The organism is Lactobacillus kefiranofaciens (assembly GCF_014656585.1).
In the GTDB taxonomy this organism is placed as follows: domain Bacteria; phylum Bacillota; class Bacilli; order Lactobacillales; family Lactobacillaceae; genus Lactobacillus; species Lactobacillus kefiranofaciens.
This window is the reverse complement of record NZ_CP061341.1, coordinates 499,011-519,116: the sequence shown is the minus strand read 5'-3', so window position 1 is coordinate 519,116 and position 20,106 is coordinate 499,011. Positions and strand designations below refer to the sequence as shown.

Here is a 20,106-nt window from a genome sequence, read left to right as displayed (position 1 = left end):
TTCCACATCATGTGACACTTAATTATGCTCCTTAACGCGGCTGGCGACGATAGGCTTCTACACCAGGCTAAGTTCGCAATTCTATTCTAGAACTTCTCAGCGACCAGTTTCTCTCTGAAAAAATATCCTTGCTACTGCTTCCTGACCTTTATTTTCTTATAGATAATGATTATAATTTACCACAAATGCTAAAAATTACAAGGGGAGAGGCTTTTTTTGATTAATACAGAAAATCCACCAAGAGGCAGCTTAGTCCCTGCTTCCATCTTCGTGGTCATATATGCAGTGTGGGCTTTGCTAGTTTCATCGGGCTCACATATTATCACTATGTTTGATAACGCGGTTGTGGGAATTATCTGCAATAATAATCCGGCCAATGTGGCTTTTGCTACGCTGTTTACTAATTTGGGCAATACGAGCGTGATCACGATCGAAACGATTATTTTATTTATTATTTTAATTACTTTCCGGCAATACGCCTATGCCTGGTTCACCGCCGGAGTTATGATCTGTGCTAACGGCTATAACTGGATTATCAAACACGCGGTTGAACGGCGGCGGCCGACGATCCATCATCTAGTTTATGCGGACGGTTATAGTTTTCCATCTGGACATTCGGTCGGCAGTGCCGCGTTATTCGGAATTCTGATTGTGTTAACTATTTTACTAATTCGCAGCAAGTTCTGGAAGAGTCTCTTAATCATTATTTGGGCGCTATTCCCAATCTTGATTGGCTACACCAGAATCTTCGTACATGTCCATTACCCATCTGATGTGCTTGGTGGCTGGATCGAAGGAATTACCTTTGTTTTGCTTGGTTATGCCTTCCTTTACCGCTATTACATCGAGCCCAAGATGTTAGAACGTCATCAGGAATAAAGAATAAGCATCAAGTTGTAATTAACCTGATGCTTATTTTTCTGCTTTATTTTTTAATTTTAGTGATATAAGTCAAAGCGACCTACGGCTAGAGTTTCTTTGATTCCGCCAGTTTCCATCAAAGATTTATCGATAATGATCTTCTTTAAAGCGGAAGCTAAATAGCCTTTATAGCCATGACCCATCGCCTTGCCTGCGGCCTTGGTCTCGCCAATGGCAACCACAACGCCTAAGTCGTGGTAAACATACTTGCTTGGACGAGCCTGGTGGTTAACGCGACTTCTAATATCCTTAGCTGCATAGTTGGCCATTGAAAGAGCCATCTGTGCAGTGTTAGGCCATGGCCACTTCTTACCTGGTACCATTACGCTAGAAACATCCCCTAAGACATAAATATCGTCACTCTCAGGAGCAGTCAAATGATCGCTGACCATTACCCGACCACGGCGATTCTTGAAACCTGACTTGTCAATAATTGGACTGCCACTGAAGCCCATCATCCAAATCCGGTTGCCAGCCTTAATCGTTTTAATTTCGTCGCTATCTTTCATCTTGTAGGATACGCTATCTGCAGTTACTTGCTGCACAAAGGCTGGCTTAATAATTTCAATTTGATGCTTTTTAATTAAACCTAAGGCGTAATCAAGGAGTTTGCCTTGGAACATTGGCAATAATCTTAGTGAGCCATCAAGCATCGTAATCTTAATCTGATTTTGATCAACGCCGGCCATCTCAGCCAAATGCGGACGAACTTGGGCTAAGGCCCCAGCTAATTCAATAGCCTGGAAGCCTGCGCCACAGATGACGATTTGCAAATGCTTAGGATCCTTATACTTGGAGTAAGCCCACATCTCTTCATACAAGTGATCGCGAATAGCCTCAGCTTCTTTAACATTGCTCATTGGCAAAGCATACCCTTTTGCCCCAGCAATGCCCATATCACTTAAGACGAAGCCTAAGCCGACAACCAAGTAATCATAGCTAATTGGTGCGTGATTCTTTAATTCCACATTTTTATCATTGATGTTAATCTTTTCTACTTCATCAACGACCAATTCAGTCATCTTTTTATTTAAAACATCGGCTAATTCATAAGACATTCTGGTGTAATGATCTTGCCCTGATGCCACTTCATACAGCCGCATGGTCTCATAGTGATAAGGATTGCGGTCAACTAAGATGATTTTTACTTCTTCACGCAACTTCTTTTGTAAAGCAACAACGGTCTTTAAGCCGGCATAACCCGCACCTAACACAACGATTGTTTTCATAATAATTCCTCGTATTTCTATTTAAACAAAAATCCGATCATATACGTTACTACATAGGTAAGTGAACCAATTAATAAAGTTTTGACTGCACAGATAAAAGTTTCAGTTTTTACCTGTTTAGCTAAGAGTAATTTGTTTTGCTTGTAAACGAACGGTACAATTAACACTGTTAACCAGACAGTGGCTGGTGCCAATTTTAAGAATGGCAATAAGATAATCACCGCAAAAGCTAAGACGTTCTTGATACTGAAAGCAGTCAAAGCTGCTTTTTTACCAATAAAATGAACGATCGTCTTTCTGTGATTGTCTTCGTCTTCTTGAGCGTCGCAAATATTATTAGCCAACATTAAGTTGGAAATCCATAATTCATCTGCTAGGGCTAACAAGAAGACTTGGCCCACGCTCAGCCAATTCCAGGTGAATACTTGATAGGCGTTCAAATAAACGCTGATCAAGGCGATCATGAAGCCCATCGTAAAGCCTGAAGCTAGCTCGCCTAGCGGCAAACTAGAAATTGGATGTGGTCCCGATGAATAGAGGTAGCCAATTAAGAAACAGAAAATTCCTAGCCATAATACTGCCAAGCCTGCCGTATATACTAGCCATAAGCCAAGTATTGCGGAGACAGCAGTTAAGCTAATGATTAAATTTCTAACCAGCTTGGGGTTGATATTTTCTCGCCCAATAATATTGGTTTTTTGTTGGTAAGATTGGCTATCTGCGTGATAATAATCATTATAATTGTCAAGCATGTCAACCACCATGTTGAACATGAACATGGCAATAAAGAACACGGCCGATACGCCCCAATTGATGGAATGATAATAATATGCACTAAAGCATAGACCGAGTAAAAACGGCATTACACTAGCCGTCTTGGCCTTGATTTCTACTAATTCTAAAAATGTACTAACCGACATCAAGCCACTTCCTCTCAAATGATGCCTTTATCATAATTATAGATTTATTAGTTAAGGAAAAACATAGTAATGAATAATTCTAAGCCATGGAAAAAATATCCGCTAATTGATACTGAACTTCAAGCAGTTAACGAACTAATTCAACAGACGATTAAGACTCCTCATCCTAGCCTGCAATCTGCCCTTTTAACAATGGCTGACAACGGCGGCAAATATCTTCGCCCTAGTCTCTTATTGCTTGCGGCACGAGCAGTAGGCAAAGTAGATGAGCAGACAATCAAATTAGGCGCTTCAATCGAGATTTTGCACATGGCCACCTTGATCCATGACGATATTATCGATGATTCAGATAAACGTCGCGGCGCCGTTAGCATTCAAGCCGCTTTTGGCAAAGACGTGGCCGTTTACACGGGCGATCTATTATTTACCGACTTCTTTGATCTGATGCTTGGTGCGATTAATGAACACGACTACTTTGTACGTAATGCCCAAACGATGCGGCAGATTTTAAACGGTGAACTAGGACAGATGGGTCAACGCTTTAATTTGAAGCAAACCTTGAATTCTTACATCAGCGATGTCCGGGGTAAAACCGCGGCTCTGTTTCGTCTAGCTGCCGAAGAAGGCGCACATTTTGCCGGTGGCAATCATGCTCAGACCATGGCTTTAGCAAATTTTGCCGAGAACTTAGGCATCGCCTTCCAGATTGTTGACGACCTGCTGGACTATAATGGTGGCGCACAAATGAATAAGCCCACACTAGAAGATTTAGCTACCGGTGTTTATTCCTTGCCGTTGCTTTTAGCACTAGATAAACCTAACCTAAAGCAGCAATTACTGCCGCTGCTTAACAAAAAGCGACAAATGACTTTAACTAATATGCAGGCTGTTCAACGTATAATCGTGAATAGTTCAGTCATCAGTGAAAGCCAGGATCTAGCTAAGCAATACGTCCACCAAGCAGTTGACTGCTTGAATATTCTTAAACCTAATCCGGCAGTTAGATTGTTAAAGCAACTGCCAAATAAATTATTAACGCGCAACTTCTAAGTCGATCAAAGTCCTTGATCGGCTTTTTTTAGTTCCCGATAACGTGAACTAGTCTGCCAAAGCTCAGCAGGTGAACCTTGCATGGCAACTTGACCATTTTCTAAGAAAATCACCTGATTCATCTGTTCAATTCCCTGTAAGTGATGAGTAATCCAAATCAAAGTTTTGCCATCAAGCTGCTTAATAAAGGTGTTGATTACGGCTTGCTCTGTCAATGGATCAAGACCCACAGTAGGCTCATCAAGTAAAACAATGGGCGTATTTTTCAATAAAACGCGAGCTAATGCCAAACGGTGCCGTTCACCGCCGGAAAAGCGCAGCCCGGCTTCTTCAACCTTAGTATCAAGCTTTTCAGGCAAAGCCTGGATCATTTCTTTTAATCCTACACGCTTTAAAATTTCCCAAAGTTCAGTATCAGTAGCCTCTTCATTGCCTAACCGCAAGTTGTTGGCAATCGTGGTATTGAATAAATAAGGCTTTTGGTTGATTACGCTGAGGTATTTGGTGATTTGATCACCAAATCGATCAGTTTCTATGCCATTCAAGGTAATTTGTCCTTGTGTCGGTTTGCGATCACCACGCAAGAGAGAAGCAAAGGTACTCTTGCCCGCCCCACTTTGACCTAGGAGCGCAATTTTTTCACCGGCATGAATATTTAAATCAATGCCACGCAGTACTTCTTTTTTCGTATTGGGATAAGTGTAGTGTAGATTTGTTATTTTCAAGTTATATGGAGTAATTATATTGATTTTCTTTTGCTCTGCTTTTTGATCAGGATCGGGCAAATTATTAAGGCGATTAAGTGATTCTTGATAAACATTGGTTTCCTGTGCCGCAGTTGACAACCCTGCTAAAGCTTCGTTCAGAGGAAAGACAGCTAAAACAAAGGCAGCAATCCAATTGGTTAGTTGACTAGCCTGCCCGCCAAAACGAGCGGCTCCCCAGAGAATTAGGCTAACCACGATTAATAAAAACAGTATTTGCATCAAGAAATTACGCAACCGCTCAAAATGCTTCATCTTCTGGTGCACTTCGACCAATTTTTGCCGGCTATCAACGTGCAAGTTGAGGAATTCCTGACCCCTGCCAGCTAAAATCCAGTCGGTCACGCCCATCACGTTGTCCGTTAAATCCACATACAATTTATCCTGAACGCTTTTTTCATAGGATTGGCGCGCGCCGTTGACTACAACTGACCAAATAGGAATTGTGAAAACCATTAGACCAAAGGTAATTAACATCCATAAGCCCATTAGCGGTGATAAAATGCCTAAACTAATGACAATAATGGCATATAAGCCCCAGGCAACCATCATCGGAAAGATCGACCGCAGATATAAATTCTGAATATGGCTAACATCATCAGACAATAGTCCCAAAATATCGCCTAACTGATACTTACTAGAAAACAAGGCCGCATCCCGCTCTAAGGAGTCATACAATTTTTGACGGAACCTTGAAGTCATTCTTAATACCCAATTATGGCTAACAATCCGTTCGAAATATTGCACTGCTGGTCGAGCGATTCCGAAGGCTCTAGTTAAGACAATCGGTACATAGACGAGCAGAATGTTCTCTGGCCGCGTCGCTGTTTTACTAATCAAAAACCCGGCACAAAACATCAAGCCTGAACCACAAACAAAGGTTAAAATTCCTAAGAAAATGGCTAAGATCAATGTTTTACGATATTGCTTTAAAAATGGCTTTACCCAACGATCATGCTTTAAGGCCTTGATTATCGGAATTCTATTAATCATCTGCTTTGCCTCGCATTTCCTTAGTTAATTTCGTAAAGTAGCCGTTTTGCTGACTCAATTCTTCAAAGGTGCCCTGCTCAACTAGCTGCCCGTGATCCATCACCAAGATATAATCCATCTCTTTCATCCAATGCAACCTATGCGTCGCAAAGATTACCAAATGGTTCTGCATCAAAGGCAACATCTTTTTTTTCAAATCAACTTCCGTCTCAATATCCAAATGAGCCGTTGGTTCATCAAACAGCATTACTTTTCTCTTTTTATCTAGAAAAGCTCGAGCCAACGCGATTCGCTGTGCCTGACCACCCGAAAGGACTCGCTTGCCTTGACCGATCACCGTATCTATTCCTTGCGGCAATTCTTGCACTAATTCATCTAGGCCCATAACATGAATTGCCTGCTTAATTTCCTCATCCGTTGCACTCGGCGTATAAAACGCGATATTATCGCGCAACGTTGCCGTGAAAACATAGGGATTTTGCGGAATATAGATCAATTGCTTGTGCCAATCTGGGATATTTAAAGTCTTAGCGGCCTGATTTTGAATAGTGATTTCTCCTGCTTTTGGCGTCAAAAAGCCACTCAATAGGTTGATCAAACTCGACTTACCAGAACCACTGACCCCAATAACGCCAACTTTTTCGTAGCCCTTAATTTTTAAAGAAACAGGACCAATCTCAGTACCTTTTTGATATTTAAAAGCTAATTGATTTAGCTCTAATTCATCAGTTTTGCCCCATTTTTTAACGGGAACGTCTTCTACTGGCTCCTCAGGTGCATGAATCAATTCTCTGATTCTTTGAAAAGCATTTTTACCATTCAAGGTAGCATGAAAGTCACCAGCAAAATTTCTAATCGGCAAAAAGTATTCTGGAGCCAAAATCAAAATAGCTAGTGCCGCAAAGAGCGCGATCTTGCCATTTAACAAGCTAAAACCAAGATAGACGGCAATTACCGCGATAGATAAAGTAGTAAAGAAATCTAGCGCAAAGGTAGATAGCATCGCTACTCTTAATACCGCCATCGTTTTTTTGCGGAAATTTTCGCTCAAATGAAAAATACTAGTAGAATAGCGCTTGCTCAAACCAAGATATTTTAAAGTATCAATTCCGCGTAAAGAATCGATAAAGTTATTAGACAATTTTTGAAAATTGCCAAACTGCTTAATTGCCTTATCTTGTGCCGCATGCCCCAGGATAATCATGAACAAAACAATTAACGGATACATGATCAGCAAAATAACCGCCGATTGCCAACTCACAAATAACATAGCAACAAAAAGCAGGACTGGCACAATCATCATCGTTAAGACTTTACTGTAGATCAACTTGATGTAGTTGCGCACCTCATCGATGCCATCAAGAGCCATTGTAATTAAACTACCAGTTCCTTGTTTTTGAACGATTGCTTGACCTTCATTAAAAATTTTACTTAATAACTGCTGGCGTAATTCTTCTGCTTCACGGTTAGAATAAGCTTCTAGCATTTTATCTTGGACCAGGTCATTTAATTGCCTGCCGGTAAAGCAAACGATAAACAGCAATAAATATAGCCAATCAATTTTTTTCCCTTGCCAGAGAGTCGTAATTACCATGCTCAGCGACAGAGCCTGGCCAATAATCAAAAAAGCTTGCAGAACTTCAAGCACTGCAAGCTTTCTTACAATTGCACCAGCACCATTAAGTTTAAAAAGGTGTTGATCAATCATGTTAATATCCCTCCCCTATTGCAGGCATTTCGATTCTCTTGCGGAAGATCCAGTATGACCAAATCGTGTAGGCCAAGATACATGGAATCAAGATGACAGTAGCAATCGTCATCACAACTAAAGTGTAGTTAGATGATGAGGCGCTTTGGATCAATAAGTCATATTTACCGCTGATTGATGAAATCATCACTCTTGGGAATAAACCACAGAAAATCAGTGTGACTAATGAAACCAAAGTCAAACCACTAAAGGTAAATGCCCAGCCTTGACAATTATTAAATACTGAAACATGACCTGCAACTGAGAATGCAACAATTAAAACTAAACAGATCAAGGTCAAAATTGGATGTACTTTAATAAAATCAGTTTGGAACAATAATAGCAAAGCAAAGATTACCTCACCAACATAAAGTACCCAATATAAAGCCTTGGCATAGTTTTGCGCGCGATCACAAATCACGCCTTTAGTTCTAACTGCAATATAATTCAAACCATATAGGTAAGTTAACAAGGTTAAAGCAATTCCGCCAACAATCGAGAACCAATTAAAGTAATCGAAAAACGTAGCATGCATATTGCCTTGTGCATCAAGCGGCATCCCTTTAATCATTGAAATAAACATTACTCCTAAAAAGAATGGCGCAATCAAGCTGCCAAGAGCTAACGTGTTATCCCAAATTGGCTTACGGGGAGCAGGACTCTTGGCCCGGAATTCAAATGAAACTCCACGAATAATTAAACCAACTAAGACAATCAATAAAATCAGATAATAGCCAGAAAACAATGATGCATACCAGAATGGAAATGAAGCAAACATTGCACCACCAGCGGTAATTAGCCAAACTTCATTGCCGTCCCAGACAGGGCCAATCGTTTGAATAATTTGGCTACGTTCTTTTTCATTATGACCTAAGGTCTTGACGGCCATGCCGACACCATAGTCGAAGCCGTCTAAGAAGAAGAAGCCGCTGAATAAAACACCAATTAAAATGAACCAAAGTATTTGCAAGAATGACATTTAAAAGGCCCCCTTTGCAAATGGGTCTGTTTCTTTATTGCCTTGGCCTTGCATTGCCAATTCTTCAGGATCGTTGTGCAAGAAACGCACAATTAAGCTGATCAAGATAATAGCCAGGCCAGTGAACAAACAGAAGTAAACAATATTTGACGTTAATAGTGAAGCTACCGAAACATTTGGTGATACACTCTGAGCAATCGTGAATAAACCATAAACTGTCCAAGGAGCACGACCCAGTTCAGTAATTAGCCAACCACTAGTATTAGCAATAAATGGTGTAAAGGTCATTAAAGCCAATACCCATAAGCACCAACGATGCTTGTAAAGCGACTCTTTATTCTTACGAGTCATAATTAAACCGACAATTGAGACTAATGCCATTAAAGCACCGAAACCGGCCATGAAACGGAAGCTCCAGAACAAGGTATTAACTGGAACATAGTAATCCATCTTGTGTCCAGCAATATGAGTACCGTACTTCTTTTCCATTTCGGCATTAACTTCTTCCATCCCTTTAACAGCACCGGTTGGCTTGTGGTATGAAAGAATACTCAACATGTCAGGAATTTCAATCTTGCCTTTAACTTCATGAGTCTTCGGATTAGCAAAACCAATTACAGTCCAAGGAGCTCTTTCTCCCGTCGTCTTATAAACGGCTTCAGTTGCAGCAAATTTCATTGGTTGTTCATGAACCAAGTACTGCATCTGTACATCCCCCATTGCAATTGTGCCTAAGGAGAGGATCAACATTAAAGTCAAGCCTAAACGAATAGTCTTGTGGTAAATTTTTTTATTAATATCGGATAAAGTATGCTTCTTCAATAATTGGAAAGCAGCTAAACCAGTAATAATTGTAGATCCAGTAAGCACAGCAGCTACAATCACATGACCAAATTCAAACATCAATTGCTTATTAGCAAGCAGTGCACCGAAGTTAACCATCACGGCACGCCCATTTTTAACAGCATAGCCAACTGGATGCTGCATGAAGGAGTTAGCAGTTAAAATCCAAACTGCTGAAGTAATTGTCCCAAATACAACCATCCAGATAAAAAATAGATGCAGCTTCTTACCTACTTTATTCCAGGTAAATACCCATAAACCGATAAAGGTGGATTCAATAAAGAAGGATAACAATGCTTCAAATGCTAACGGTGCACCGAATATATCACCCATGAATCTTGAATAATCCGACCAATTCATTCCGAACTGGAACTCCTGAATAAGACCAGTAACTACACCTACGGCAAAGCTTAACAAAAAGATATTGCCCCAGAATTTAGTCATCTTCTTATATTCAGGTTTACCAGTATGAACATACATCGATTCCATAATTGCAACTACAAACACCATACCAATTGAAAATGGTACAAAGAAAAAGTGGAAGATGGTTGTCATCGCAAATTGGAATCTCGCTAAACTAACTATATTCATTTTTAGCGCCCCCCATTAAAACTCTCACTCATATTATTTCAAGTCTCTACCTCAAATAATAACAACTATTATTTTAACCACTTTCAGTGTACAGCGCTTTCTTCTTACTTGCAAGAAGGACTGCACACGCTTTCAATAATGTTATCTTATTCTTCTGTTAGTTTTCATTTTTAATTATAGCATTCTCAGTTAACAGCTCATTTTATATTCCTAAAAGCAAACAAAAACGAACTATTTATTTCACCATTATTTAAATAAAGTACTGGAATAAAAATATATATTTTATTAATATTTTTTAAATAAGCATCATTGTTATTCTATTTTTGCATAGAAAAAACAGATACCAACTTATGATATCTGTTTTTCTTAGATTATTTATTTATAATTTTACGGTCTCGATAAATTTGATTAAGGAAAATCGAAACAATAATGACAATCATGGAAACGACATAAACTGCCTTTAATCCACTTAAGAGTACCTGCCTTAGCTGGGGAACCACGTTGGCAGCCAAGGTCTTCGCATTTTCAGCAGAAACAATTTTATTCATCATCGCTTGCGTAAGTCCCGGGTGTTTAGCTAAGCCATGAGCGACCAATGTGTTGAATGAGATTCCGTAAATTGAAACCATCATTGTTTGCCCCAGATATTTCATCAGCGTATTGAATGAAGTAGCAACGCCAATATCATCTTTAGGCACTAAAACCTGCGAGCGCACTTGAGACGCGGTCGTGATTGCACCAAAAGCCGTACCATTAAAGGCGGCTACAATACAAAATACCCAAAATGGCGTATAAATTGGCACGAAGATTAAAACAGCATCCGCAAGAACTAAGACAAGAAGCATATAATCATATGCCTTCTTAATTCCCCAGCGACCGAGCATCCCACCAATTAGGAATGAACCGACAATCCACATCAGTGAGCTTGGAGTAACCGCAAAGCCAGCCAAAGAAGGATTGGTTCCATTAATCCCCTGCATCCAAGTTGGAATATAAAATTCAAAACCAATTACTACCCCAGAAATTAATAGGGTAATTAAATTAATTGATAGGAACTCCTTATCTTTTAGCATCGAGAGCGGCATTATTGGATCCTCTGCTCGTTTTTCTGCCTTAAAGAAAGCAATTACAGAGACTACTATTAAAATAGCCAGAGCAACCATTATTAAAATATTTGTGGTACTGTCCAAATCCTGCAAGAAGAACATTAAAGCCAGCAGCAAGATTACTAACCAAATAGTTCCCTGCAGATCTAATTTTGACTTAGAGCCATGCTTGGGCTCTCTCAAACAAAAGATCACTAATAAAAAGGCAATGATCCCAATCGGCACGTTAATATAGAATACCCAGTGCCAAGACAAGTGTTGCACAATAAAACCACCTAATAATGGTGCAATTACGGAAGCAACGCCCCAGAAGCCTGAGTTTAATCCCAACATCTTTGCCCTTTTTTGCAAAGTGTACAAATCGGCAATAATCGTAATCGCAACCGGTTGAACGGCTCCTGAACCTAGTCCCTGAATCACTCTAAACAAAATTAACTCCACCATGTTTTGGGCTAAGCCACACAACGACGATCCAATGACAAACAAAGCAATCCCAAACAAAAAAACTGGTTTCCGCCCAATGCTATCCGCCAGTTTTCCGTATAAAGGAGTGGATACAGCCGTCATTAACAGGAAGATTGAGACAACCCAATTCATGATTTCTAATCCATCCAGATCAGAAACAATGGTTGGCATTGCAGTAGAAACAATCGTCCCCTCAATTGCGGTCATAAAGGTTGTCATAAAAATCGCAAGCGTGACTACAGGCACGTTTGTTTTTTTCATTCTTTACTCCCTCTCATTTTTTATTGATGATCTTTAATATAATCAAGCAAGTCTTGAGTTTTATCGGTCTTTTCCCATGGCAAATCAATATCGGTTCTGCCGAAGTGACCATATGCGGCCGTTTGTTCATAAATCGGACGACGTAAATCAAGCATCTTGATAATTCCAGCTGGACGAAGGTCAAAGACATGACGTACTGCTTCGGTTAACAGTTCATCATCAACCTTACCAGTGCCTGCAGTATCGATCATTACTGATACTGGGTGAGCAACACCAATAGCATAAGCAAGTTGAATTTCACAGCGGTAAGCCAATCCAGCTGCAACAATATTTTTAGCAACATAACGAGCAGCGTAACTAGCACTACGGTCAACCTTTGTTGGGTCCTTACCTGAGAAGGCACCGCCGCCGTGGCGAGCGTAACCGCCATAAGTATCAACGATAACCTTACGACCAGTTAAACCTGAATCACCCTTTGGTCCACCGATAACGAAGCGGCCGGATGGGTTGATCAAGAACTTAGTCTCATCATCCAAGTACTTAGCAGGAATAACTTCCTTGATTACTAGATCAATCATTGCCCGACGAATCTCTTCATTAGATACTTCTGCATCTGTTTGAGTTGAAATAACTACAGTATCTACGCGAAGTGGTTTGCCCTCCTCATCGTATTCAACCGTAACTTGGGCCTTAGCATCTGGACGAAGCCAATCCAAAGTATGGTCTTTCCTCAATGCAGCTACGCGTCTCATCAAGCGGTGAGCGAGTGAAATTGGTAAAGGCATGAGTTCTGGAGTTTCCTTAATAGCGAAACCAAACATCAAACCTTGGTCACCCGCACCAATTTGATCTAATACATCCTTATCAGAAATATTCTCTCTAGTTTCAAGTGAGTGATCGACACCACCAGCAATATCAGGTGATTGCTCGTCAATGTCCACCATGACGGCACAGTTATTGCCATCAAAACCTAATTCAGGACGATCATAGCCAATACGCAAGATGGTCTTCCGAACAACTTCTTGAATATCAACATAGGCATTCGTAGAAATTTCACCAAAAACGAAAACCATTCCAGTAGTTACGATCGTTTCACAAGCAACGTGTGAATTAGGATCCTTCTCAAGCATCGCATCTAAGATCGCGTCAGAAATCTGATCAGCAACCTTATCTGGATGTCCTTCAGAAACTGATTCTGAAGTAAACAAACGTTTTTCCATAATAGTCCCCCTATATAGACACAGGCTATTCGGTTACAAGGCATCTTCACTTCTTAGTGAATCCTCTCAGGACTTGAACCGATAAAATAATATTCTTGTTCGTACTTTTTGTATAAAAAAAGACTACCGTCACTACGGTAGTCCCGAACAATGGAGGATACAGGGCTCGAACCTGTGACCTCCTGCTTGTAAGGCAGATGCTCTCCCAGCTGAGCTAATCCTCCATAAGTGACCCGTACGGGATTTGAACCCATGTTACGGCCGTGAAAGGGCCGTGTCTTAACCACTTGACCAACGGGTCATGTTCCTTAATCAAGAGCACTTTATTATAATAACTAATCATCTTTTAAAAGTCAAGAACTTTTTTAACTTTTTTAAACTCAGTTATCTTAGTGACCTCTCAATCACAACGTTTATTATATTACATCTTCAGATATGCAAGCCTTATTTCGAAGAAATTTTAAATAATTTTTGGTAATTATCGAACATCCAATTCGAGTAACTAATCCCATTAGGCATGGTTTCTCTCACGTTTAAAACAGGAACATGATGTTTTTTAGCTAATTTAACCATTCCATTAACGGTATCGCTTGAGGCCTGTACATTATTAATAAAGAAAGACACCTTTTGCTTCTTAAGGTTGGTTTGCATTTCATGAATAACCCTAGGACTAGGATCCGTTTCATTTTCTACAGCTTCCTCAAAAGCAGGATTACCAATCTTAAAACGACAAGCTTGTAGAGCATAATCAAATACCGGCTCACTGACATAAACGGGCTTTTGTTTTTGACCATCTATTTTTTGTGCTAACTTTTTAATTCGATCAATTTTAGTAAGGTACTTTACAGCATTTTTTCTAAAATAAGTCGCATGCTTAGGATCTATCTTGCTTGCTTTTTTAACTAAATAATTGACATATTTAGTCGGCATATTCAAATTGTACCAAATATGAGGATTATCGCCTTGCTTAAGATGTAATAGCTGTTCGCCCACTTTAGTAACATGAATATCATTCGCACTGGCTAGATTGTTCATCCAGCTATCATAACCCAAACCATTAGCAATCACGACATTGGCCGTAGCAACCTTTTTAGCTGAATCACTAGTTGGCTCAAAATCATGGGGATCAATATCACCATTATTAATGACTGCTTCCACTACGCCATATTTTCCTATGATGTTTTTAGCAATATTAGCGTAAATATTTGTTGAAGTTACAATATCTACCTTATGTTTATTAGTATTTTCTTCTTTTTTAGTTGAACAAGCCGTAAGCACTCCGGTTAAAAGCAGTAAAGACAGTGCGACTATAATCTTTTTTAATCTCACAAATTCTTCCCCCATTACATCCATTAAAAAGAAAAAGCCTGTAAGACCAATGCTTACAGACTCTTGATACGGAGTGTGAGGGATTTGAACCCTCGATACAGGTATAAGCCCGTATACATGATTTCCAATCATGCTCCTTAAGCCACTCGGACAACACTCCATATAAAAGTACTCCGGCTGTCAGACTCGAACTGACGACATCTTGATTAACAGTCAAGCGCTCTACCAACTGAGCTAAGCCGGAATATTAAAAAAAGAGCACGGCAGCTTCCTTTCCTCGCAGGCAGTTGCCCACCAACTACTTTCGGCGTTAAGAAGCTTAACTTCTGTGTTCGGCATGGGAACAGGTGTATCCTTCTTGCTTTCGCCACCGTACTCTTTTGAGCTACTACGCTCAAAACTAAACATAATCCTTCGCGCAAAAAACCTTCACAGCTTGCCTTTGCTTTGGTCAAGTCTTCGACTGATTAGTACTGGTCCGCTCCATCCTTCACAGGACTTCCACTCCCAGCCTATCTACCTCATCGTCTCTGAGGTGTCTTATTGCTTGCGCATCGGAAATCTCATCTTGAGGGGGGCTTCGCACTTAGATGCTTTCAGCGCTTATCCCTTCCGCACATAGCTACCCAGCGATGCCTTTGGCAAGACAACTGGTACACCAGCGGTGCGTCCATCCCGGTCCTCTCGTACTAAGGACAGCTCCTCTCAAATTTCCTACGCCCACGACGGATAGGGACCGAACTGTCTCACGACGTTCTGAACCCAGCTCGCGTGCCGCTTTAATGGGCGAACAGCCCAACCCTTGGGACCAACTTCAGCCCCAGGATGCGACGAGCCGACATCGAGGTGCCAAACCTCCCCGTCGATGTGAACTCTTGGGGGAGATAAGCCTGTTATCCCCAGGGTAGCTTTTATCCGTTGAGTGATGGCCCTTCCATCCGGTACCACCAGATCACTAAGTCCTAGTTTCCTACCTGCTCGAGTTGTCTCTCTCGCAGTCAAGCTCCCTTATACCTTTACACTCTGTGAATGATTTCCAACCATTCTGAGGGAACCTTTGAGCGCCTCCGTTACGCTTTAGGAGGCGACCGCCCCAGTCAAACTGCCTACCTGACACTGTCCCTGACCTGGCTTACAGGTCGAGGTTAGAGCATCCTTCAAACAAGGGTAGTATCCCAACATTGCCTCCAGCAAGACTAGCGTCCTGCTTTCCTTGGCTCCTACCTATCCTGTACATGTTTAAAAGATACTCAATATCAAGCTACAGTGAAGCTCCATGGGGTCTTTCCGTCCTGTCGTGGGTAACCCGCATCTTCACGGGTATTATAATTTCACCGAGTCTCTCGTTGAGACAGTGCCCAAATCATTACACCTTTCGTGCAGGTCGGAACTTACCCGACAAGGAATTTCGCTACCTTAGGACCGTTATAGTTACGGCCGCCGTTTACTGGGGCTTCAATTCAAACCTTCGCTTGCGCTAAGCTCTCCTCTTAACCTTCCAGCACCGGGCAGGTGTCAGCCTCTATACGTCATCTTACGATTTTGCAGAGACCTGTGTTTTTGATAAACAGTTGTTTGGGCCTATTCACTGCGGCTAGCCCTTCCGGGCCAGCACCCCTTCTTCCGAAGTTACGGGGTCTTTTTGCCGAGTTCCTTAACGAGAGTTCTCTCGCTCACCTTAGTGTTCTCCACTCGACTACCTGTGTCGGTTTGCGGTACGGGTATGTACTTTCTGGCTAGAAGCTTTTCTCGGCAGTGTGACTGCTGCACCTTCGCTACTTTAACTTCGCTCCTCATCACGACTCGCGCTTTTTGGCTAGAAGCATTTTACTCTTAGCCACGCTTGTCGCTTGAACATCGATCCAGCTCGATGCGTGCTTTGCCTCCTGCGTCCCTCCATCGCTCTTAACGATTGTACACAGTACAGGAATCTCTACCTGTTGTCCATCGACTACGCCTCTCGGCCTTGCCTTAGGTCCCGACTTACCCTGGGCGGACGAGCCTGCCCCAGGAAACCTTAGTCTTTCGGCGGACAGGATTCTCACCTGTCTTTCGTTACTCATACCGGCATTCTCACTTCTAAGCGCTCCAATGATCCTCTCGATTCACCTTCGCCGCACTTAGAACGCTCTCCTACCACGTGCTCTTTAAAACACATCCACAGTTTCGGTATTATGCTTAGCCCCGGTAAATTTTCGGCGCAGCGCCACTCGACTAGTGAGCTATTACGCACTCTTTGAATGATGGCTGCTTCTGAGCCAACGTCCTAGTTGTCTACGCAACTCCACATCCTTTTCCACTTAGCATAAATTTTGGGACCTTAACTGGTGATCTGGGCTGTTTCCCTTTCGACTACGGATCTTATCACTCGCAGTCTGACTCCCGTGCATGGATATCTGGAATTCGCAGTTTATCTGGATTTAGTAACCCCTGACGGGCCCCTTGTCCAAACAGAGCTCTACCTCCATTATCCTCTCCACGAGGCTAGCCCTAAAGCTATTTCGGAGAGAACCAGCTATCTCCAAGTTCGTTTGGAATTTCACCGCTACCCACAGCTCATCCCCGCAATTTTTAACTTACGTGGGTTCGGCCCTCCAGTGCGTTTTACCGCACCTTCAGCCTGGCCATGGGTAGGTCACTTGGTTTCGGGTCTACGTCAATCAACTTCTCGCCCTCTTCAGACTCGCTTTCGCTTCGGCTCCGTCTTTTCTGACTTAACCTTGCTGCTTAACGTAACTCGCCGGTTCATTCTACAAAAGGCACGCCATTGCACCTTAATGTGCTTTGACTACTTGTAGACACACGGTTTCAGGTTCTCTTTCACTCCCCTTCCGGGGTTCTTTTCACCTTTCCCTCACGGTACTGGTTCACTATCGGTCACTAGCTAGTATTTAGCCTTGCGAGATGGTCCTCGCGGCTTCAACCGGGATTTCTCGTGTCCCGGCCTACTCAGGATTCTGCTCGGCGCGCTTGAGATTTCGCTTACGGGGCTCTCACCCTCTCTGGCTTACCTTCCCAGATAATTCGACTATCTCTTGCGCTGCCTTATTGCAGTCCTACAACCCCAATTGATAAATCAACTGGTTTGGGCTCTTTCCTCTTCGCTCGCCGCTACTAAGGAAATCGATCTTTCTTTCTCTTCCTGCAGCTACTTAGATGTTTCAGTTCACTGCGTCTTCCTTTTAATGCCTTAACAGCATTAAATGATGCATTCCTGCACCGGGTTCCCCCATTCGGATATCTCCGGATCATTGCGTACTTACCGCTCCCCGAAGCTTTTCGTAGTTAGTCACGTCCTTCTTCGGCTACTAGTGCCTAGGCATTCACCGTGCGCCCTTTTCTACTTGACCTTACTCAAGAATTCTCTTCTCGGTCGCTCTTGCAATCTGTTCTCTTTGATTTTCTCGGTTTTTTGCTTGGATTATATTCAGTTTTCAATGTACTAGCTCTTTGAGGTACTACCCTCAAAACTAAACAAAGTTTCTCAGTGTGCTTCCGTTTGCTTTAGTGGCTTCCTTTAGTAGTCTTCCCTACTCTCCGCCACCTCTGCTTCCTTAGAAAGGAGGTGATCCAGCCGCAGGTTCTCCTACGGCTACCTTGTTACGACTTCACCCCAGTCATCTGCCCTGCCTTAGACGGCTCCTTCCTTGCGGTTAGGCCACCGGCTTTGGGCATTGCAGACTCCCATGGTGTGACGGGCGGTGTGTACAAGGCCCGGGAACGTATTCACCGCGGCGTGCTGATCCGCGATTACTAGCGATTCCAGCTTCGTGCAGTCGAGTTGCAGACTGCAGTCCGAACTGAGAACAGCTTTCAGAGATTTGCTTGCCTTCGCAGGCTCGCTGCTCGTTGTGCTGCCCATTGTAGCACGTGTGTAGCCCAGGTCATAAGGGGCATGATGACTTGACGTCATCCCCACCTTCCTCCGGTTTGTCACCGGCAGTCTCATTAGAGTGCCCAACTTAATGCTGGCAACTAATAACAAGGGTTGCGCTCGTTGCGGGACTTAACCCAACATCTCACGACACGAGCTGACGACAGCCATGCACCACCTGTCTTAGCGTCCCCGAAGGGAACTTTGTATCTCTACAAATGGCACTAGATGTCAAGACCTGGTAAGGTTCTTCGCGTTGCTTCGAATTAAACCACATGCTCCACCGCTTGTGCGGGCCCCCGTCAATTCCTTTGAGTTTCAACCTTGCGGTCGTACTCCCCAGGCGGAGTGCTTAATGCGTTAGCTGCAGCACTGAGAGGCGGAAGCCTCCCAACACTTAGCACTCATCGTTTACGGCATGGACTACCAGGGTATCTAATCCTGTTCGCTACCCATGCTTTCGAGCCTCAGCGTCAGTTGCAGACCAGAGAGCCGCCTTCGCCACTGGTATTCTTCCATATATCTACGCATTCCACCGCTACACATGGAGTTCTACTCTCCTCTTCTGCACTCAAGAAAAACAGTTTCCGATGCAATTCCTCGGTTAAGCCGAGGGCTTTCACATCAGACTTATTCTTCCGCCTGCGCTCGCTTTACGCCCAATAAATCCGGACAACGCTTGCCACCTACGTATTACCGCGGCTGCTGGCACGTAGTTAGCCGTGACTTTCTGGTTGATTACCGTCAAATAAAGGCCAGTTACTACCTCTATCCTTCTTCACCAACAACAGAGCTTTACGGTCCGAAAACCTTCTTCACTCACGCGGCGTTGCTCCATCAGACTTGCGTCCATTGTGGAAGATTCCCTACTGCTGCCTCCCGTAGGAGTTTGGGCCGTGTCTCAGTCCCAATGTGGCCGATCAGTCTCTCAACTCGGCTATGCATCACTGCCTTGGTAGGCCGTTACCTTACCAACTAGCTAATGCACCGCGGGTCCATCCTTTAGCGACAGCTTGCGCCGCCTTTTAAAAGCTGTTCATGCGAACTGCTTTCTTATCCGGTATTAGCACCTGTTTCCAAGTGGTATCCCAGACTTAAGGGCAGGTTCCCCACGTGTTACTCACCCATCCGCCGCTCGCTTTCCCAGCGTCCTCACCGAAGTGATTCTGCTGGTTCCGCTCGCTCGACTTGCATGTATTAGGCACGCCGCCAGCGTTCGTCCTGAGCCAGGATCAAACTCTCATTTTGAAAATTAAGTTTGAATGATTGCTCATTCGATTATTTAAGATCTTTGTCTCAAATTTATTGCTTGCGAAATTGACTTCGCTTTTTGTTTGGGTTCTTACACCCGCACACTTTTAGCGAAACTTTGTTCAGTTTTCAAAGTACTACCTCTGTCCGGCTAGACCGGACAGCTTTTTAATTTTACCAAACTCTCAAAGCTCTGTCAAGAACTTTTTTGAATTTGTTTTCGTCGACCTGCTTGAGCTTTTCTGCTCTCGCCTGACGGCATTTAAATATGTTACCAGCTTCTCAATGCTTTTGCAAGTACTTTTTTCATTTTCTTGTTTTTTCCTTGCTCAAGCTCTTTTATTGAAGCTCAGCCGCCTCTCTCGAAGCGACTTTATTAATTTACCCTATTTCTGTCCTTTTGGCAAATCTTCCTTTTCGTTCGCTATCAATGTGAAACGCGAGGCAGTGTTGTAATTATTGCATCCCTAATCAGCTTATTTTTTACTAAGCAATTCCGCTATATCACCAAAATAAGCAGACAAAGTTCGGGATTTGCTCATTTTCAGGTAGGAAATCAAGCA

11 protein-coding genes, 4 tRNA genes, 3 rRNA genes and 1 riboswitch are annotated in these 20,106 nt (G+C 42.7%); of the genes, 2 read left to right on the top strand and 16 right to left on the bottom strand.

Going from position 1 to position 20,106, the window contains the following annotated elements; translation table 11 throughout:
* Window positions 1–216 precede the first annotated feature (216 nt).
* The gene (locus ICI50_RS02740) at window positions 217–879 is read left to right on the top strand and encodes a phosphatase PAP2 family protein (RefSeq protein ID WP_013853659.1); all 663 of its coding nucleotides are present in this window, start codon (window positions 217–219) and stop codon (window positions 877–879) included.
* Between the two features lie 59 nt (window positions 880–938).
* Here the strand turns inward: ICI50_RS02740 and ICI50_RS02735 are convergent, their stop codons facing one another.
* Together ICI50_RS02735 and ICI50_RS02730 are read right to left on the bottom strand one after the other, a co-directional pair.
* A complete protein-coding gene (locus ICI50_RS02735) occupies window positions 939–2,150 on the bottom strand; it encodes an NAD(P)/FAD-dependent oxidoreductase (RefSeq protein ID WP_013853658.1) in 1,212 nt (403 codons plus the stop codon).
* A gap of 17 nt (window positions 2,151–2,167) precedes the next feature.
* Entirely contained in the window at window positions 2,168–3,070 is a 903-nt protein-coding gene (locus ICI50_RS02730; RefSeq protein ID WP_013853657.1) for a prenyltransferase, read from the bottom strand.
* Window positions 3,071–3,139: 69 nt separating this feature from the next.
* Between ICI50_RS02730 and ICI50_RS02725 the strand changes: the two genes are divergently transcribed.
* A complete protein-coding gene (locus ICI50_RS02725) occupies window positions 3,140–4,120 on the top strand; it encodes a polyprenyl synthetase family protein (RefSeq protein ID WP_056941362.1) in 981 nt (326 codons plus the stop codon).
* A gap of 5 nt (window positions 4,121–4,125) precedes the next feature.
* On the opposite strand, the gene cydC is transcribed toward ICI50_RS02725, so the two are convergent.
* The 14 genes from cydC to ICI50_RS02655 form a co-directional block, all read right to left on the bottom strand.
* Window positions 4,126–5,877 (bottom strand): thiol reductant ABC exporter subunit CydC, encoded by a 1,752-nt coding sequence (cydC, locus tag ICI50_RS02720; protein WP_056941363.1) that lies wholly within the window; start codon window positions 5,875–5,877, stop codon window positions 4,126–4,128.
* Window positions 5,870–7,585, bottom strand: coding sequence for a thiol reductant ABC exporter subunit CydD (gene cydD, locus ICI50_RS02715; RefSeq protein WP_188891890.1), 1,716 nt, complete (start codon window positions 7,583–7,585; stop codon window positions 5,870–5,872). Before cydD ends, cydC begins: the two co-directional genes overlap by 8 nt.
* Window position 7,586: 1 nt before the next feature.
* Entirely contained in the window at window positions 7,587–8,603 is a 1,017-nt protein-coding gene (cydB, locus tag ICI50_RS02710) for a cytochrome d ubiquinol oxidase subunit II (RefSeq protein WP_013853652.1), read from the bottom strand.
* Window positions 8,604–10,037 carry a cytochrome ubiquinol oxidase subunit I gene (locus ICI50_RS02705; RefSeq protein ID WP_188891888.1) on the bottom strand — a complete coding sequence of 478 codons (1,434 nt, stop codon included), beginning with the start codon at window positions 10,035–10,037 and terminating at the stop codon, window positions 8,604–8,606. It lies immediately after the preceding gene.
* 371 nt (window positions 10,038–10,408) lie between these two features.
* Window positions 10,409–11,869, bottom strand: a complete 1,461-nt coding sequence (locus ICI50_RS02700) for an MDR family MFS transporter (protein WP_188891886.1) — start codon at window positions 11,867–11,869, stop codon at window positions 10,409–10,411.
* Between the two features lie 20 nt (window positions 11,870–11,889).
* Window positions 11,890–13,089, bottom strand: coding sequence for a methionine adenosyltransferase (metK, locus tag ICI50_RS02695; RefSeq protein WP_188891884.1), 1,200 nt, complete (start codon window positions 13,087–13,089; stop codon window positions 11,890–11,892).
* Window positions 13,087–13,173, bottom strand: a riboswitch (SMK box riboswitch). (Overlaps the previous gene by 3 nt.)
* Before the next feature lie 67 nt (window positions 13,174–13,240).
* Window positions 13,241–13,313 (bottom strand) — tRNA-Val (locus ICI50_RS02690).
* Window positions 13,314–13,318: 5 nt separating this feature from the next.
* Window positions 13,319–13,390 (bottom strand) — tRNA-Glu (locus ICI50_RS02685).
* A gap of 143 nt (window positions 13,391–13,533) precedes the next feature.
* Window positions 13,534–14,418, bottom strand: coding sequence for a metal ABC transporter solute-binding protein, Zn/Mn family (locus ICI50_RS02680; protein ID WP_025084330.1), 885 nt, complete (start codon window positions 14,416–14,418; stop codon window positions 13,534–13,536).
* Window positions 14,419–14,487: 69 nt separating this feature from the next.
* Window positions 14,488–14,578 (bottom strand) — tRNA-Ser (locus ICI50_RS02675).
* Between the two features lie 11 nt (window positions 14,579–14,589).
* Window positions 14,590–14,662: transfer RNA gene (locus ICI50_RS02670), tRNA-Asn, on the bottom strand.
* Between the two features lie 14 nt (window positions 14,663–14,676).
* Window positions 14,677–14,793: ribosomal RNA gene (rrf, locus tag ICI50_RS02665) — 5S ribosomal RNA — on the bottom strand.
* Window positions 14,794–14,865: 72 nt separating this feature from the next.
* Window positions 14,866–17,768 (bottom strand): 23S ribosomal RNA (locus tag ICI50_RS02660).
* Between the two features lie 208 nt (window positions 17,769–17,976).
* A 16S ribosomal RNA gene (locus ICI50_RS02655) occupies window positions 17,977–19,540 on the bottom strand.
* Together the 16S, 23S and 5S rRNA genes with 2 tRNA genes alongside form the textbook arrangement of a ribosomal RNA operon.
* Between the last annotated feature and the right edge of the window lie 566 nt (window positions 19,541–20,106).

Excerpts from the sequence above, each read along its gene's own strand:
- ICI50_RS02730 (WP_013853657.1), bottom strand. The coding sequence starts at position 3,070 with ATGTCGGTTAGTACATTTTTAGAATTAGTAGAAATCAAGGCCAAGACG.
- metK (WP_188891884.1), bottom strand. The coding sequence starts at position 13,089 with ATGGAAAAACGTTTGTTTACTTCAGAATCAGTTTCTGAAGGACATCCA.
- ICI50_RS02735 (WP_013853658.1), bottom strand. The coding sequence starts at position 2,150 with ATGAAAACAATCGTTGTGTTAGGTGCGGGTTATGCCGGCTTAAAGACC.
- ICI50_RS02705 (WP_188891888.1), bottom strand. The coding sequence starts at position 10,037 with ATGAATATAGTTAGTTTAGCGAGATTCCAATTTGCGATGACAACCATC.
- cydD (WP_188891890.1), bottom strand. The coding sequence starts at position 7,585 with ATGATTGATCAACACCTTTTTAAACTTAATGGTGCTGGTGCAATTGTA.
- cydB (WP_013853652.1), bottom strand. The coding sequence starts at position 8,603 with ATGTCATTCTTGCAAATACTTTGGTTCATTTTAATTGGTGTTTTATTC.
- ICI50_RS02700 (WP_188891886.1), bottom strand. The coding sequence starts at position 11,869 with ATGAAAAAAACAAACGTGCCTGTAGTCACGCTTGCGATTTTTATGACA.
- cydC (WP_056941363.1), bottom strand. The coding sequence starts at position 5,877 with ATGATTAATAGAATTCCGATAATCAAGGCCTTAAAGCATGATCGTTGG.
- ICI50_RS02725 (WP_056941362.1), top strand. The coding sequence starts at position 3,140 with ATGAATAATTCTAAGCCATGGAAAAAATATCCGCTAATTGATACTGAA.